The organism is Pseudomonas sp. GD03858 (assembly GCF_029840925.1).
GTDB lineage: Bacteria > Pseudomonadota > Gammaproteobacteria > Pseudomonadales > Pseudomonadaceae > Aquipseudomonas.
The window spans coordinates 1-14,690 of the sequence record NZ_JAOCDM010000130.1 but is presented as its reverse complement, the minus strand read 5'-3'; the positions used below and the strand labels follow the sequence as shown (position 1 = coordinate 14,690).

General features: G+C 62.6%; 14 protein-coding genes and 1 pseudogene. 2 read left to right on the top strand and 13 right to left on the bottom strand.

The genetic code is table 11. The annotated features are described in order from the left end of the window. Positions 1-177: 177 nt before the first annotated feature. Both N5D48_RS23435 and N5D48_RS23430 read left to right on the top strand, forming a co-directional pair. Positions 178-406, top strand: a pseudogene (locus N5D48_RS23435) (hypothetical protein). Between the two features lie 76 nt (positions 407-482). Next, positions 483-791, top strand: coding sequence for a DUF3077 domain-containing protein (locus N5D48_RS23430; RefSeq protein ID WP_279888374.1), 309 nt, complete (start codon positions 483-485; stop codon positions 789-791). A gap of 124 nt (positions 792-915) precedes the next feature. Here N5D48_RS23430 and N5D48_RS23425 read toward each other — a convergent pair whose 3' ends face one another. The 13 genes from N5D48_RS23425 to N5D48_RS23365 form a co-directional block, all read right to left on the bottom strand. Beyond that, complete coding sequence (locus N5D48_RS23425; protein WP_279888373.1) at positions 916-1,305, bottom strand: hypothetical protein; 390 nt, start codon at positions 1,303-1,305, stop codon at positions 916-918. Next, positions 1,302-1,685 (bottom strand): hypothetical protein, encoded by a 384-nt coding sequence (locus tag N5D48_RS23420; protein ID WP_279888370.1) that lies wholly within the window; start codon positions 1,683-1,685, stop codon positions 1,302-1,304. Before N5D48_RS23420 ends, N5D48_RS23425 begins: the two co-directional genes overlap by 4 nt. A 250-nt stretch (positions 1,686-1,935) precedes the next feature. Then, entirely contained in the window at positions 1,936-2,544 is a 609-nt protein-coding gene (hxsA, locus tag N5D48_RS23415) for a His-Xaa-Ser repeat protein HxsA (protein WP_279888368.1), read from the bottom strand. After that, the gene (gene hxsC / locus N5D48_RS23410; RefSeq protein WP_279888367.1) at positions 2,541-3,770 is read right to left on the bottom strand and encodes a His-Xaa-Ser system radical SAM maturase HxsC; all 1,230 of its coding nucleotides are present in this window, start codon (positions 3,768-3,770) and stop codon (positions 2,541-2,543) included. Before hxsC ends, hxsA begins: the two co-directional genes overlap by 4 nt. 5 nt (positions 3,771-3,775) lie before the next feature. Beyond that, a complete protein-coding gene (gene hxsB / locus N5D48_RS23405; RefSeq protein WP_279888365.1) occupies positions 3,776-5,263 on the bottom strand; it encodes a His-Xaa-Ser system radical SAM maturase HxsB in 1,488 nt (495 codons plus the stop codon). After that, positions 5,260-5,559 carry a His-Xaa-Ser system protein HxsD gene (gene hxsD, locus N5D48_RS23400; RefSeq protein ID WP_139671527.1) on the bottom strand — a complete coding sequence of 100 codons (300 nt, stop codon included), beginning with the start codon at positions 5,557-5,559 and terminating at the stop codon, positions 5,260-5,262. The genes hxsB and hxsD overlap by 4 nt, the downstream gene beginning before the upstream one ends. Positions 5,560-5,735: 176 nt before the next feature. Next, positions 5,736-6,680, bottom strand: coding sequence for a carbohydrate kinase (locus tag N5D48_RS23395; protein ID WP_279888362.1), 945 nt, complete (start codon positions 6,678-6,680; stop codon positions 5,736-5,738). A gap of 41 nt (positions 6,681-6,721) precedes the next feature. Beyond that, positions 6,722-8,212 carry a xylulokinase gene (gene xylB, locus N5D48_RS23390; protein ID WP_279888360.1) on the bottom strand — a complete coding sequence of 497 codons (1,491 nt, stop codon included), beginning with the start codon at positions 8,210-8,212 and terminating at the stop codon, positions 6,722-6,724. 16 nt (positions 8,213-8,228) lie between these two features. Further along, positions 8,229-9,704 (bottom strand): mannitol dehydrogenase family protein, encoded by a 1,476-nt coding sequence (locus tag N5D48_RS23385; protein WP_279888358.1) that lies wholly within the window; start codon positions 9,702-9,704, stop codon positions 8,229-8,231. 365 nt (positions 9,705-10,069) lie between these two features. Further along, positions 10,070-11,182 carry a sn-glycerol-3-phosphate ABC transporter ATP-binding protein UgpC gene (gene ugpC / locus N5D48_RS23380; RefSeq protein WP_279888356.1) on the bottom strand — a complete coding sequence of 371 codons (1,113 nt, stop codon included), beginning with the start codon at positions 11,180-11,182 and terminating at the stop codon, positions 10,070-10,072. 186 nt (positions 11,183-11,368) lie between these two features. Continuing rightward, positions 11,369-12,202 (bottom strand): carbohydrate ABC transporter permease, encoded by an 834-nt coding sequence (locus N5D48_RS23375; RefSeq protein WP_198744233.1) that lies wholly within the window; start codon positions 12,200-12,202, stop codon positions 11,369-11,371. Between the two features lie 10 nt (positions 12,203-12,212). Beyond that, complete coding sequence (locus N5D48_RS23370) at positions 12,213-13,136, bottom strand: sugar ABC transporter permease (RefSeq protein ID WP_011533228.1); 924 nt, start codon at positions 13,134-13,136, stop codon at positions 12,213-12,215. Positions 13,137-13,206: 70 nt separating this feature from the next. Further along, positions 13,207-14,517 carry a sugar ABC transporter substrate-binding protein gene (locus N5D48_RS23365; RefSeq protein WP_279888351.1) on the bottom strand — a complete coding sequence of 437 codons (1,311 nt, stop codon included), beginning with the start codon at positions 14,515-14,517 and terminating at the stop codon, positions 13,207-13,209. Positions 14,518-14,690 lie beyond the last annotated feature (173 nt).

The window sequence follows — 14,690 nt, the reverse complement described above, 5'->3', positions numbered from 1 at the left end:
GGTTTTGACAGACCGGGAAGATAGTAACGCGCGTGCATGGCCGTCTATGGTGGCTGTACGTGGGGCACCTCGGTGCGCCGGTTTCCTATTTTCCCGGTCTGTCAACCCGCGTACAGCTGCCACCTTTCTGTTTGACAGCAGAGAACGGTAGCTCCATTTGAAAATAGGAGCTCTACCATGCTGAAAATAGTCCCCGATCCACCCCAGCACGACAGATACAACACCCACACCCTCGAAGACCTCCTGGTCCAGATCTCCGAATACCTCGTCTGCGCCCTGACCGTCAGCCAGCAGACCGTCCTGCTCCACGCCAACCCCCCAGCTGACCCTCGCTGCCATGCACGAAATCGACAGCGCCCGCACCCTGGTGGAAGTGGCGCTGAGCCGCGTGCAATCCCGGCACTGACCTGGCGAGCCTGGGCTCGCACTTGATGTTCACCGATCAGGCCCCGCGCCGTTCGCGGGGTCGCAGGAGGAATGGTATGGATAAGGAATTGCAAATCCCGCGCATCAAGAAACTCGCCACCACCGGCGTCGGGCATTTCGGCGAAGGCGCGGAGGTGGGTGTGCAAGACCCGCTGTTCCGCGTGGTGGCGGGACATCCGCTGGACCATGCGGTGGAGCAGGCGACCGTACTGATGTGTGCGGTGCACAAGATCAGTGATCTGGCGATGGTGGAGACTGATCATCTGCCTACGCTGCTGACGGCGGTGCATTACCTCAGTGGCATGGCCAAGGCGTTGGCCCAGGATGTGAATCATGGGTTGATGGTTGGGCGGGGGGCTGAGTAGGGGGAGGGTATCTGGCTGGGGGCTTGGTTGTCTGGGCGGGCGCTATCGCGGGGCAAGCCCGCTCCTAAAAGTCCGCGCCCACAAGCCCGATCCCATAGGACTGCTCCCTCGTTTCCGCTAGCCGCTATGGTGCGAGGTTCACGCCGTTACACCGGCCCTTGGTGGAGAAATCATTGATCTGCCGCGCCTTGTCCACCGACATAAAAATCGTGCAGCCGCCAGGATGGGCCACGTCGTCCCAGTAATTGGTATGGACCATCACGTTGCCTTGCATCTCGGCGGTGCTGCCGACCACCTCCTTTTGCACGTAGGTGGTATCGCGGTACCAGCCCAACTGCACCCCAGCGCCGCCGGGCAACGGCTCCATGCGCATGGGCGGGCCGAAGAAGTCGATGGCCTGCTTGGCGTCGCGCCCTTGCCATTGGTTGCCCGCCATCAGCTCCGGCAGGGTCGGGATGCAGCCGGCCAACGCAGGCAGCAACAGGCCAAGGACCAGCAGAGGGCGTGTGCTCATCGTGGGGTGTTCGCCAGCATGTCGTCCAACTCCTGCACCGCCTGGCTGTTGGCCTGGACGCCGATCAACTCGATGAACATGGCCTGGATGGTGGCGACCATCTGCGCCGCAGGCATCTTGCCGATCGATAGCATCTGGTTGCGCGCGCGGTTGTCGGGGGCGCAGACGAAGGCGAAGGTGCGCTGCAACCAGTAGTCCTTCGGTGCGACCCAGCCTTGGATATTGGTTTTCACATCCCTCACGGCGCCGTCGAAGCGACGTATCGCCCGGGCGCTGTCCAGGCGGATCTGGCGCTGTTTGCATTTGACCTGCACCTCGTAGGCGGCGAGGGTCGGGAAGGCTGGGTCTTCGAACAGCTGCATGACCTGGGCCGATTGCACGCCACCGGGCTTTTGCAGGATGCCGGCGGCATCGGCGACGTAGACCTCGTTGTGCAGGCGTTCGCCTTTGCCGTCGATGATCCAGTAGTCGCCCGAGGCGGGTGCGGCCAGAGTTGATTTGGGCGCTTGTGCTGATGGCCAAGCGCCTTTATCACTTAGGCGCGGTAATCAGAACCTTCCGCGAACGGCTTACATTGGGACTCACCTGTTGCTAGAGCGAGTTCGCGGTGGACGCTTACCCTGACGAAATTTATGGAATCTTGATCCCCAGGGCGTTGAGAGTGGGTGTATCCATCCTGCCATTCACGGTCAGTGCACTATCCATTTGGAAAGCCATTAACGCGCCACGAGTAGCCTTGCCCATGACCCCGTCAATTGTGCCTTGATAGTACTGGCGAACCATAAGTGCAGTCTGTACGCGCTTGACCAGGTTGCTTTTCTGTTCGGTGGTCGCGCGGGTCTTTGACGTACCCGGGCTAGCCCCGGTAGTAGTGCCGGACGACTGATAAAGGCTATTGCTGCTTGAAGTACTGTGCGAAGTACTCGGCGCACTGTAGCTCCGCGTGCTCGTTGCGGGCGGGCTGTAGTAGCGAGGCGCGCTATAGCCACCGGACCCGCTGTAATGGGAACTGTGGGAGCTATGGGATCGATGTGAGCTGTGCGAGCGATGTGCCGCATAAATGTTCACTGCGTCTGCGGCATTGAGCGTATCGGCAAAGACTGGAGGCTGCAGCTTGTCGTTTGGTTGCCAGTTCGCATTGGCGAGCGGTGTATGGCCCGCCTGTGCCAATGTGGTACCAGCCATTGGCAACAAGGTGATGCCACTGATCAGGATTTTCCAGCGGTCAAGCAGTTTCACTGTGCACTCCTTGCATAGGCGCTAAAGGCCTCGGTCGATAGTTGTCGTACGCCGCGGCTATGCCAGCGGTCAGTGTGGGATTTGAAGAACCCTGAGCAATGTTTGACGGCAGCGCATTGCTGACAGGTATCGATGAACAGGTTTTTCCAGTCGGAGATGCTCTGGCGGGCGAATCGTGAGAGGTGGGGTGGGATCAAACACAGGGGCAGGTTGTAGATCGAAACCGGCATCCCACGGTTGAAGAGGAAATAGGCGGTTTGGCTCAATGCCTCTTGATAATCCAGCGGGTCAATCCACAACTCCTCGTAGTGCTTTCTGGCCAGACCAGTACTTTCGATGCCCATCAACGCAACGTGCCGTACGAAGGGGAGGTTCCTGAACACGTAATGGGCTAATTCAGGCAAGCGTGGTGTGGTCAGGCGACTGAGTACCACGCGTATCTCAATGATCTGGTTCGCGCGTGCGAGGTTATAGAGTCCTTGCACGGTTTCGCTGAAGGCCCCCGGGGCCTGAACTACATGGTCATGGTCGACTGCGTTGTCGGCATACAGCGGAATGCCCCAGCTCAGCTGGGGGTGGCCTAGGGCCGCGAGGGCTGCGATCCAGCTCGGATCTTTGAATAGCCTTCCATTGCTGAGCACATGTATGGACTTCTGCGGCAAAACGGTTTTGCACTTGGCCAGAATCTCAAGCAGGCCATCACGATAAAGAGTGGGCTCTCCGCCGCTGATCCCCAGGTTTTCCTCGCCTGCATCCATCAGGTCGATCAGTCGAAGGTTTTCCTCGATATGCCAGCGGTCATCGATATCTTTAGGCGGTTGCGAGCACATCAGGCAGAGGCTGTTGCAACGATCCGTCATGAACAGCAAGTTACTGTCTGACCCGCGTCGATAGAGCACTCTTACCAATGCATTGCCAGGGGTAATGGCAATGACATCGCCAGGTTGAACGACATCCGGATCCTTGGGGGAATGCAGGTGCAGCCTGCCGTTGTCGAAGGGGCTGGTGAGTGACCCTGGGGTCAGGAAGCCGCCCACTGGCAATGAAATCAGATGTGGATTTCGTTCGAGATCTTCGTTGGGTAGCCAGAGCAGCAAATCATTGAATTGCGCGGTACCGGCGCAAACTGCGACTCCTTGCTCAATGAACTCATCCAGGGTGATGACCTTGAGCAGCTTTGGTTCATTCAGGTATTGAATTTCGAAGTGGGTATCTTTGCGCAGCATCGTCCTTAGCCCCTGTAGCCTGGGAAGCGAACATCGCTGTATGAGCGCCTGTTCAACCAGGACAGCAGTACCCTTTGGACGTTGTCATCTCCGTCGCGTAGCAAGGCGAACAAGTGCTTTAACAGCCCCATGTTCTTCTTGCAGAAACTGCTGAACAACCGGTGTCCGATCGGATCACCTTGGCGAGCATAATGTTCGACCGGGTCTGCGCCGCAGTAGGGAACCAATGCGCAATCCGAACAGCCCGGCAATGCCTCCGCGACGCCACTGGCAAGTAGCGCCTCCATAACGGGTGAGGCCAAAAGTTCTGACAAGGGTTGCTGGACTGTGCCCAACCTTAAACCGTCTTCGCCCATCTCCAGCAGCATCCGAGCCTCGTCCGACGGGTAGACGTAACCGTCATAGTTGTAGACCAGCGCCGCTGTACCCGCGCCGGCGGGTGAGCGCAGGTCGACATAGCCGGATGAGAAGGGCGTCAGGATGTTCTTCAGCAGCAAGCTGGTGTAGCTCTCCGACAGGTAGGTCCCTTGCTGGTTGATCTTCAGCAGATAGGCCAGCGCCTTCGTGTAGAAGGTCAGGTACTGCTCAATCGGATAGTCAAGGCGATGTGCACTCTTGGAAGCAAACCCGTAAGGGCTGAGCGGTCTAAGTGAAATGCTGGAAAAACCCTGCTTTACGTATTCGTCGATGATAGCTTCAGGCTGTTCAAGGCTTCGAGAGGTCAACGTTGTCAGTGCGGAGACTGCGTCGTGTCCAAGATGCTCACGGACCCGTTTTATGCCTTCCACGGTGCGCTCGTAAGAGTCTCGTGAAGGCGTTGGGCGGTTGGCATTGTGCAAGGGCGCCGGTCCATCGAGGGACGTCGAGAACTGGATGCGGTACTGTTTTGCGAAGTCGAGTACTTCGTCTGTCAGGTGGTGCAACGTTGTGGTAATGACGAACTGAATATCCCGTTGCTCGACCAAGTTTCGTGCAGCTACCCATTCGACAATCTGGCGTACACGTTCGAAGGCCAGAAGTGGCTCGCCGCCCTGGAACTCCACTGTCAGTGCGGGAGCGTTCGACTCGAACAAGCGATCAACAGCAGCGAGTGCATCCGCTTCCGATAAGTCATGGCCCGAGCCACCCAGCGGTGCGCGCGAAACTTGGCAGTACTGGCAGGTGTGGTTGCAGCGTAGCGTTACCACGAACAAGTGCAGGGCTGGGCCCTGGAAAAGAAAGTCTTTGCGGCTGCGATATTGCGCCGCCATTTCGGGAAAAGGATCGTGACGTGTCGGTTCGTAGATGAAATGGCGAGCTAGCAGGTCTTTGTAAAAAGGTGTGCCTGCTTCTATGTCGAAGTAACTGAGGGCCCGCAACTGCGCGTCGTTCACGTGCATGTACTCGCCTGTATCGGAGGTGAGCAAAATGTCACGTTCATTTGCGGTGTTCAGGCGCATGAAGCGAAAGGGCAGCAGACGGTAGCCGTTAGCGTCGGTCGCAATCAGTGTCACCGCGAAACTCCGCATCCAGCAAGCGCTGCCCGAGCCAGCACCTCACGCAACCCAGCTGTCTCACGGTTGATGTGATCACGTAGGGCAAAGTCATTTAAATGCTGGAGGATCAGCGAATGCGCCTGCTCCTGAGGCAGCATGACTTTCGTTTTAGCAGGGAAGGCAGTGAGGCTGATCTGGTCAGCTTCAATGCCGATCTGAATCGCGACTGTGTCAGCCAAGGCGTAAGCGGTTCGTTGCACCACGCTGAGGGAATAGGCTGCGCTGTCGAGTTTCAGAATGACTGGCCATGTCATTGGAACCGGTCCTTCAAATCCATTGGGAATGTATGGATTTTGCCGACTAACGAGGCATAGTGCCATCATATTTTTTTACATTTGCATACATTCAGTCAGGATTTTGATGGGCGGTATGGGAAAAATGATGAGAGTGGGAAGTGTTTTATGAAAGCTTCCCAGCCCATGGAAGATCCTCAGAATGTCGGTGGTAGTTCATGCTCAAAGGGCAGGTTCGGGCCTGTTCGGGAGCAGGTGATTGCTGCGGCATGGATTGCGTAGGTGAGGATTGCATCGATGGTTTCATGGGGGAGCTTCGCCACACCGGCCGGGCTGTCTGCTCCTAGGCGAGCCAGATAGGCGAGCACGGCGGCTTGGAAGGTGTCACCAGCGCCGACGGTATCGCATACCGGCAATGAGGTATCCGCTGGGCGCTGCCATGAACCATGTGCGCAATGCACGCTGGCACCGTCTGCTCCATGGGTGATGAAAACGAGTCGGCAGCGATCGTTTAGCCAGCCTTGGGCCACGTCACGAGTCTCCCGGCCTGGATAGAGCAGGGCAATGTCTTCCTCACTGGCTTTGATCAAATGCGCATGCTCGGCAAAGGCCTCGACCTGCCGCCGCCACAGCGCCACATCCGGCTGCGGATTAAGCCGCACATTCGGATCAAGGCTGATCAGCCGCCGGTCCCGCTCGCGCTCCACCAACGCCATCAGCGTATCGGCCACGGGCTGCACCACCAAGGTGTACGAACCCACATGGATTCCCCGCACACTCTCATTCAGCTCCCGCAGATGTGCCAGCGTCACCTGCCGATCCGCACACCCTTCACCGCGAAACTGATACTGCGCCGAGCCATTGGCATCCAACCCAACCATGGCCAGGGTGGTCGGCGCATCGCTGGTCACCACATAGCGGCAGTCCACCCGTTCCTCTTCCAGCACCCGCCGCAGCCGGGCACCGAGGTAGTCGCTGGACAACCCGCCGAACAACGCCGACGCCACGCCCAGTCGGCGCAGGCCGACGGCCACGTTGAACGGCGACCCGCCGGCAATCGCGGTAAACCCCAGCTCGCTGCTGCGGTTGCTGTTTTCCAGGCTGAAGACATCGAACAGGGCCTCGCCACACACCAGGTACATGCAGTTCTCCAGAACGAAAGACAAGGGAAGGATATCCGCACTCAGCGCGCAGGCAGTTGCTCCCGGTAGCGTTGATAGGCGACCTCGTACTCGGCCTGTTGCGCCGGACGGGGCGGGGTTCGGGTGCTTTCGTCGAGGGCGACGCAGCGTTGGCACAGGGTTTCGAGGCTGTCGCCCTGGCCCAATTGGCGGCCCAGGCTCCAGGCGGCCTGGATCGCGGCGCCCAGGGCGGCGGCTTCGGTCTGTTGGGGGCATACCACTGGCAGGCCGAGGAGGTCGGCCAGAGTCTGGCGCCACAGCGGGCTTTTCGCCGCGCCGCCGACCAGGCGGATTTCGCTGCCTGGCAGGCCGCTGGCGCGCAGCAGGTCGAGGCCGTAACGCAGGCTGAAGCAGGTGCCTTCGAGCACGGCGCGGCAGAGGTTGGCGCGGGTCAGGTTGGCGCTGGTCATGCCGTGCAGGCTGGCTGTGGCTTCGGGCAGCGCGGGCACGCGTTCGCCGTCGAAGAAGGGCAGCATCAGCAGGCCGTCGGCGCCGATCGGGGCTTGGGCGGCGAGGGCAGTGAAACGCTCGAGGTCGAGCTCCAGCAGGTCGCGCACCAGGGCGCAGGCGCTGGTGAGGTTCATGGTGCAGATCAACGGCAGCCAGCCGCCGCTGGAGGCGCAGAAGGTCGCCACTTCACCCTGGGCGCTGACGTGGGGCTGGTTGGCGTAGGCGGCCAGGGTGCCGGAGGTGCCGAGGCTCAGGGTGATCATGCCGGGGGCGATATTGCCGGTGCCGATGGCGCCGAGCATGTTGTCGCCGCCTCCTGTGGCCACCCAGGTCTGTGGGTTCAAGCCGAGAGCAGTGGCTGCCTGTTCGCGCAGGGTGCCGATGCAATCGCCGGATTCGACCAGCTCAGGCAACGCCGCCAAAAGACGCTCGCCCGGCTCGATGTGCTGAAGGACATCGGGCGCCCAGGTTCGCCTGCGCACATCGTAGTAGCCGGTGCCGGAGGCGTCGCCGGGTTCCGTGCAGGCGCGACCGGTCAGCCAGTAATTCAGGTAGTCGTGGGGCAGCAGGATATGGGCGAGGCGGGCGAACAGCTCGGGATGATGGTGCTTGGTCCACAGCAATTTGGACAGGGTATAGCCCGGCGCGATCACCAGCCCGAGGCGTTCGAGCGAGCCCTGGGCGCCGCCGAGGGCATCGAGCAGCGCCTGATTTTCGGGCGCGCTCTCGGTATCGCACCAGAGCTTGGCCGGGCGCAGCACCTGGCCCTGGGCGTCGAGCATCACCAGGCCGTGTTGCTGGCCGGATACCGCCAGCGCGCGGATCGCGTGGCCATCCACACCGGCGTCACACAATGCAGCGGCCACCGCCGCTCGCAAGGCATCCAGCCAGTCGGCGGGATCCTGCTCGCGCCGGCCGTCACGGCCTTGGGGCTGCGCGTGGGCAACGCTGCCCAGGCCGAGCACCTGGCCGCTGCGAGCGTCCAGCACCAGGGCCTTGGTGCCCTGGGTGCCGCAGTCGATGCCGAGGAATAATCCATCCATTTCGAAACACTCCGTGTCAGTCGCCGAGGACCTGGCGCAGGGTTTCACTTACGCCAATTTCGCGCAAGCTGTCGTACAGGCGCTCGAAGGCGCTGACGAAGGCCTTGGACGCGGGGATGGCGCTGCCGAAGATCGCCTCGTCGCCCAGCACCCGGGCGGCCAGCCCGTCGCGCTGCACCACCCGGGCCTGGCAGTCGGCGGCGCGGGGGTCGGGGATGCTGTAGCGGGTGCCGTGCTCGTCTTCGCCGCGCAGGTACAGGGCCCAGGCGGCCACCACCAGGGCCACGCGCTCCAGCGGCTTGCCGTCGGCGATCAGGCGGTTGGCGGTGGGCACGATGAACTTGGGGAACTTCGACGAGCCGTCGGAGCACACGCGCTCCAGCTGGTCGGCGATGGCGCGGTTGGCGAAGCGTTCGCTGAGGCTTTGCTTGTAGCGCTCAAGATCGATGCCGGGCACCGGGGCCAGTTGCGGGGTCACGTCCTGGTCCATGAAGGTGTGCATGTAGCGGCGCAGCAGCGGGTCGGCGAGGGTTTCGTGGACGAAGCGGTAGCCTTGCAGGAAGCCCAGGTAGGTGAGGGCCAGGTGGCTGCCGTTGAGCAGTTTGATCTTCATCTCTTCATAGGGGGTGACGTCGCGGGTGAACTGCACGCCGACCTTTTCCCAGGCCGGGCGCCCGGCGACGAAGGTGTCTTCCACCACCCATTGCAAAAACGGCTCGCACACCACCGGCCAGGCATCGTCGACGCCGTGGCGCTCGCGCAGTTGCTGGCGGTGGGCGGGGCTGGTCATCGGGGTGATGCGGTCGACCATGGCGTTGGGGAAGCTGACGTGGCTGGCGATCCAGTCGGCCAGGTCGGGGTCGAGGCGCTGGGCGAAGGCCAACAGGGCCTTGCGGGCGATGTCGCCGTTGTGCGGGAGGTTGTCGCAGGACATCACGGTGAACGGGCCGGTGCCAGCGGCGCGACGCCGGCGCAGGGCTTCGCAGAGGTAGCCGAACACGCTTTGCGGGGATTGCGGGTTGGCCAGGTCGTGCTGGATTTGTGGCAGGTCGGCGCGGAACTCGCCGGTGCTGTCGTCGATGCAGTAGCCGCCTTCGGTGATGGTCAGCGAGACGATGCGTATGCCGGGTTCTGTCAGCTTGGCCAGCAGCGGTTCGGCGCCGTCCTCGGCCAGCAGCATGCCGTTGATGGCGGCGATCACGCGTACCTTGGTGTCGGGCTGGTCGCCCAGTTCGAACAGGGTGTAGAGATGGTCCTGGCCGGCCAGGGCGTCGCGCATGGCGCGGTCTTCGCTGCGTAGGCCGACGCCGCAGATGGCCCAGTCGAGGCCTTCGCCGCAGTTCATCAGGGCGTCGGTGTAGGCGGCCTGGTGGGCGCGGTGGAAGCCGCCGACGCCGATGTGGACGATGCCCTGGCGTAGCTGGGTTGGGTCGTAGCTGGGGCGAGCGACGGTGGGGGGGAGGTGGTTGAGGTTGGGGTGGTTGAGTTTCATGCTGGGGGCATTCCTTATCGGGGTCATGTTGGATCGCGTGATGGCGGCGAGGTGCTTGGCGGGAGCCTTGTGGCGTTCTTGAGATCGAGCGCCGCCCGCGCGGCGCATCGCGACGCAAGGCCGCTCCTACATCTGTTTCGGGCCAGTCAATCCTGTGCCATTACCTGGTCCGCCTTGTTGGTACGACGCGGTTTCAGCGTGGGCACCACTGCCGCCTCACCTGTCTCAAGACATGCGCCAAGGCAGGCAACCATGGCCTGACCGGTTCGGCACGTTGCAACAAATGTAGGAGCGGCCTTGCGTCGCGATGCGCCGCGCGGGCGGCGCTCGATCTCATAGGCGCCACAACCCTCTCGGCGAACACCTCAGGCCACCTTCTGCAATCGCTTGTCGATCGCCTGCCCATTGCTATCAAACAAATGGCAATGGCCCGGATCAAAGCCCAACTCCAACCCCTCGCCAAACCCCGGCGCAAAGTCCCCGCGCACCCGCACGGTCAGCATTTCCCCGGAGGCCGCACGCACATGGCAGTAGCTATCGCTGCCCAGCCGCTCACTCACATCGGCAGTCACCTGCAGCGAGCCTTGGGTACCTTGCCCGGCGCGATCAATGTTCAGATGCTCGGGACGAATCCCCAGCGTCACCTGGCTACCGGTATGCAATTCCCCCGCGCACAACGGCAGGGCGATGCGCGCGCCGCACTCAAGCGCCACCTCGCACTGGTTGCCCTGGTTACGGCTCAGGTGCCCACGCAAGAAGCCCATCTTCGGCGTCCCCAGAAACCCCGCGACAAACAGGTTGGCCGGATGGTGGTACAGCTCCAGCGGTGAGCCGACCTGCTCGATGCGCCCGCCGTTGAGCACCACCACCTTGTCGGCCAAGGTCATCGCCTCGACCTGGTCGTGGGTCACGTAGATCATGGTCGCGGCCAACTCCTGATGTAGGCGCGCCAGCTCCAGGCGCATCTGCACGCGCAGGGCGGCGTCGAGGTTGGACAGCGGCTCGTCGAACAGGAAGATCTTCGGATTGCGCACGATCGCCCGGCCGATCGCCACCCGCTGGCGCTGGCCGCCGGAGAGCTGGCGGGGCTTGCGTTCGAGCAGCGGTTGCAGCTCGAGGATGCGCGCGGCGTTGTCGACCTTGGCGCTGACTTCCTGCTTGCCGACGCCGGCCAGGTCCAGGGCGAACGACAGGTTCTTGCGCACGGTCATGTGCGGGTACAGCGCGTAGGTCTGGAACACCATGGCCAGGTCGCGCTTGGCCGGGGCGGTGTCGGTGATGTCGGCGCCGTCGAGGGTGATGCTGCCGCTGCTGACTTCCTCTAGGCCGGCGATCAGGCGAAGGAGGGTGGACTTGCCGCAGCCGGAGGGGCCGACGAACACCACGAACTCGCGGTCGCGCACATCCAGGTCGATGCCCTTGATGATGGCGTGGCCATCGAAGCCTTTGTGCAGGTTGCGGATTTTCAGGTCAGCCATGGGGGGTGTCCTTCAGGGGAATGGGGTAAGGCCTTTGGAGGTGTATGAAGGCTGCTGATGTCGGGACCGCTTTGCGGTCCTTTCGCGACACAAGGCCGCTCCTACAGGTAACCGCGATCCCCTGTAGGAGCGGCCTTGTGTCGCGATTGGGCTGCGAAGCAGCCCCAGCAGGCTTGAAGAGAACGCTCATTTGACTGCCCCAAACGAAAGCCCACGCACCAACTGCTTCTGGCTGATCCAGCCAAAGATCAGAATCGGCGCGCAGGCCAGGGTCGAGACGGCCGAGAGCTTGGCCCAGAACAGCCCTTCAGGGCTCGAATAGGAAGCCACCAACGCCGTCAGCGGCGCGGCGGCGGACGAGGTCAGGTTCAGCGACCAGAACGCCTCGTTCCAGCACAAAATCAACGACAGCAGCAGGGTCGAGGCCAGGCCGCCACGGGCGATCGGCAACAGCACGCGGACGATCTCCTGCCAGGTGCCGGCGCCGTCCAGCCGCGCGGCTTCGAGGATGTCCACGGGGATGTCCTTGAAGTAGGTGTACACCATCCACACCACGATCGGCAGGTTGATCAGGGTGTAGACGATGATCAGCGCCAGGCGCGAATCGAGCAGGCCGAACTGCTTGGCCAGCAGGTAGATCGGCATCAAGACGCCCACCGGCGGCAGCATCTTGGTCGACAGCATCCACAGCAGCGTGCGCTTGGTATGGCGGGTCTCGAAGAAGGCCATCGAGTAGGCCGCCGGCACCGCGATCAGCATGCATAGCAGGGTCGCCGAGAACGAGATCAGCACCGAGTTCCAGGCGTAGGCGAAGTAGTCGCTGCGCTCATTGATGTGCAGGTAGTTCTCCAGCGTCGGCGCAAAGAAGAACTGCGGCGGCGTGGCGAAGGCGTCCAGCTCGGTCTTGAAGCTGGTCAGCAGCATCCAGAAAATCGGGAAGAAGATCACCAGGGCGATGGCCCAGCACAGCAGGCCGAGCAGCGCGTTCTTCAGGGTGCGGGTTTGCTTGAGTGTCAGCATGGCGGGCTCCTCAGCTGCGCGCGGTGAGGTTCTTGCCGATCATGCGGACCAGCACGATGGCGGCGATATTGGCGATCAGCACGGCGATCAGGCCACCGGCCGAGGCCATGCCGACGTCGAACTGCAGCAGCGCCTGGTTGTAGATCAGGTAGGCGAGGTTGGTGGACTCGTATCCCGGGCCGCCGCTGGTGGTGGTGAAGATCTCGGCGAACACCGAGAGCAGAAAGATCGTCTCGATCATCACCACCACGGCGATGGGGCGGGCCAGGTGCGGCAGGGTCAGGTGCCAGAAGATCGCCAAGGGGCCTGCGCCATCCAGGCGGGCGGCTTCCTTCTGCTCCTGGTCCAGCGACTGCATCGCGGTCATCAGGATCAGGATGGCGAACGGCAGCCACTGCCATGACACGATCAGGATGATCGACAGCAGCGGGTAGTGCGCCAGCCAGTCCACCGGCTGCGCGCCGAACAGGCGCCACACGGCGGCGAGAATGCCCGACACCGGGTGGAAGATCAGGTTCTTCCACAGCAGCGCGCTGACCGTGGGCATGATGAAGAACGGCGAGATCAGCAGCACTCGCACCACGCCGCGGCCCCAGAATTCACCGGCCTCCAGCAGCGCGGCGATCAGCACGCCGAGCACCACGCTGATCGCCAGCACGCTGCCGACCAGGGTCAGGGTGTTGAGGGCGCCGGGCATGAAGCCGGCGTCGGTGACGAAGAAGGCGAAGTTCTCAAGGCCCACGAATTGGTTTTCGCCGGGGTACAGCAGGTTGTAGCGGATCAGCGAGAAATACAGGGTCATGCCCAGGGGCACGATCATCCACAACAGCAGCAGCGCCACCGAAGGGCTGACCAGGAACCAGCCGGGGCCGACGCGGCGTTTGCCGGGGCGCGCGGTGGCGAGGCTCGGGGTGTCGAGGGCCGATGTGTTCATGGCGACTCCGTGTGCATCGGAAAGGGGCGGTCACCGCGCCGCAGGACGGCGCGGTCTACGGCGGTGCGAGCTACTTGGGGTAGCCGGCGCGCTTCATCTCGCGTTCGGTGGACTGCTGGGCCGAGGCCAGCACCTGGTCCACTTTCATCTGCCCGGTGAGCGCGGCGGAGAACAGCTTGCCGACCTGGGTGCCGATGGCCTGGAACTCGGGGATGGTCACCAGTTGGATACCGACGTAGGGCACGGGCTTGAGAGTGGGGTGGTTGGGGTCGACGCGTTTGAGCGATTCCAGGGTCACCTTGGCGAACGGCGCGGCTGCCAGGTACGCATCACTGTAGGTCGAGGCACGGGTGCCCGGTGGCACGTTGGCCACGCCTTCCTGCTCGGCCACCAGCTTGCCGTAGGCCTCGGAGGTGGCCCAGGTGGCGAAGGTCCTGGCGGCGTCCTTGGCCTTGGAGCTGGTGGGGATCGCCAGCGCCCAGGAATACAGCCAGGTGGCGCCCTTGTCGGTGACCTCCTTGGGCGCGAAGGTGAAGCCGACCTGGTCGGCGACCTTGCTCTGGGTCTTGTCGGTGACGAACGAGCCGGCGACGCTGGCATCGACCCACATCGCGCACTTGCCGCTGTTGAACAGCGCGAGGTTTTCGTTGAAGCCGTTGCTGGAGGCGCCGGGCGGGCCGTATTGCTTGAGGGTGTTTACATAGAAATTCAGCGCGTTCTTCCACTCGCTGCCGCTGAACTCGGGCTGCCATTGCTCATCGAACCAGCGCGCGCCGAAGGCGTTGGCCACCGTGCCGATCAGCGCCATGTTCTCGCCCCAGCCGGCCTTGCCGCGCAGGCAGATGCCGTATTGGCCCTGGTCGGGGTGGTTGAGTTTGGCGGCGAACTCGCCGAGCTGGGTCCAGGTCGGTTGCTCGGGCATGCTCAGCCCGGCTTTTTCGAACAGGTCCTTGCGGTAGTAGGTGATCGAGGCTTCAGCGTAGAAGGGCAGGGCGTACAGCGTGCCATTGGCCGACAGGCCGTTGCGCACCGAGGGGAACACGTCGTCGAGGTTATAGTCGGCCGGCAGGTCGGTCATCGGTGCCAGCCAGCCCTTGGCGCCCCACAGAGCGGCTTCGTACATGCCGATGGTCAGCACGTCGAACTGGCCGCCCTGGGTGGCGATGTCGGTGGTCAGGCGCTGGCGCAGCACGTTCTCTTCGAGCACCACCCACTTGAGCTGGATGTCCGGGTGCTGTTGCTCGAACACCTTGGCCAGGCGCTGCATGCGGATCATGTCGTTGTTGTTGACCGTGGCGATGGTCAGGGTCTCGGCGGCCTGGACGTGCAGCGGCAGGCTGAGGCAGGCGGCGGCCAGGCAGGCCTTGATCGAGTCGTTCATCGGTGAACTCCCTCGGGGAAGACGTTATTGTTTTTGTGTCGCTCGCTGCCGATTACACCGTTGTGCGACGACGCCGACAAAGCCTCGCCTGCACCTCGACTGATACTTTTTTGCAGTGACTTGCGAGATATACATTCCCCTGTAGGAGCGGCCTTGTGTCGCGAAAGGGCCGC

Coding starts and splice junctions, on each gene's coding strand:
- N5D48_RS23430 (WP_279888374.1), top strand. CDS start 483: ATGGATAAGGAATTGCAAATCCCGCGCATCAAGAAACTCGCCACCACC.
- N5D48_RS23425 (WP_279888373.1), bottom strand. CDS start 1,305: ATGAGCACACGCCCTCTGCTGGTCCTTGGCCTGTTGCTGCCTGCGTTG.
- hxsC (WP_279888367.1), bottom strand. CDS start 3,770: ATGCTGCGCAAAGATACCCACTTCGAAATTCAATACCTGAATGAACCA.
- hxsD (WP_139671527.1), bottom strand. CDS start 5,559: ATGACATGGCCAGTCATTCTGAAACTCGACAGCGCAGCCTATTCCCTC.
- N5D48_RS23395 (WP_279888362.1), bottom strand. CDS start 6,680: ATGTACCTGGTGTGTGGCGAGGCCCTGTTCGATGTCTTCAGCCTGGAA.
- xylB (WP_279888360.1), bottom strand. CDS start 8,212: ATGGATGGATTATTCCTCGGCATCGACTGCGGCACCCAGGGCACCAAG.
- N5D48_RS23385 (WP_279888358.1), bottom strand. CDS start 9,704: ATGAAACTCAACCACCCCAACCTCAACCACCTCCCCCCCACCGTCGCT.
- ugpC (WP_279888356.1), bottom strand. CDS start 11,182: ATGGCTGACCTGAAAATCCGCAACCTGCACAAAGGCTTCGATGGCCAC.
- N5D48_RS23375 (WP_198744233.1), bottom strand. CDS start 12,202: ATGCTGACACTCAAGCAAACCCGCACCCTGAAGAACGCGCTGCTCGGC.
- N5D48_RS23370 (WP_011533228.1), bottom strand. CDS start 13,136: ATGAACACATCGGCCCTCGACACCCCGAGCCTCGCCACCGCGCGCCCC.
- N5D48_RS23365 (WP_279888351.1), bottom strand. CDS start 14,517: ATGAACGACTCGATCAAGGCCTGCCTGGCCGCCGCCTGCCTCAGCCTG.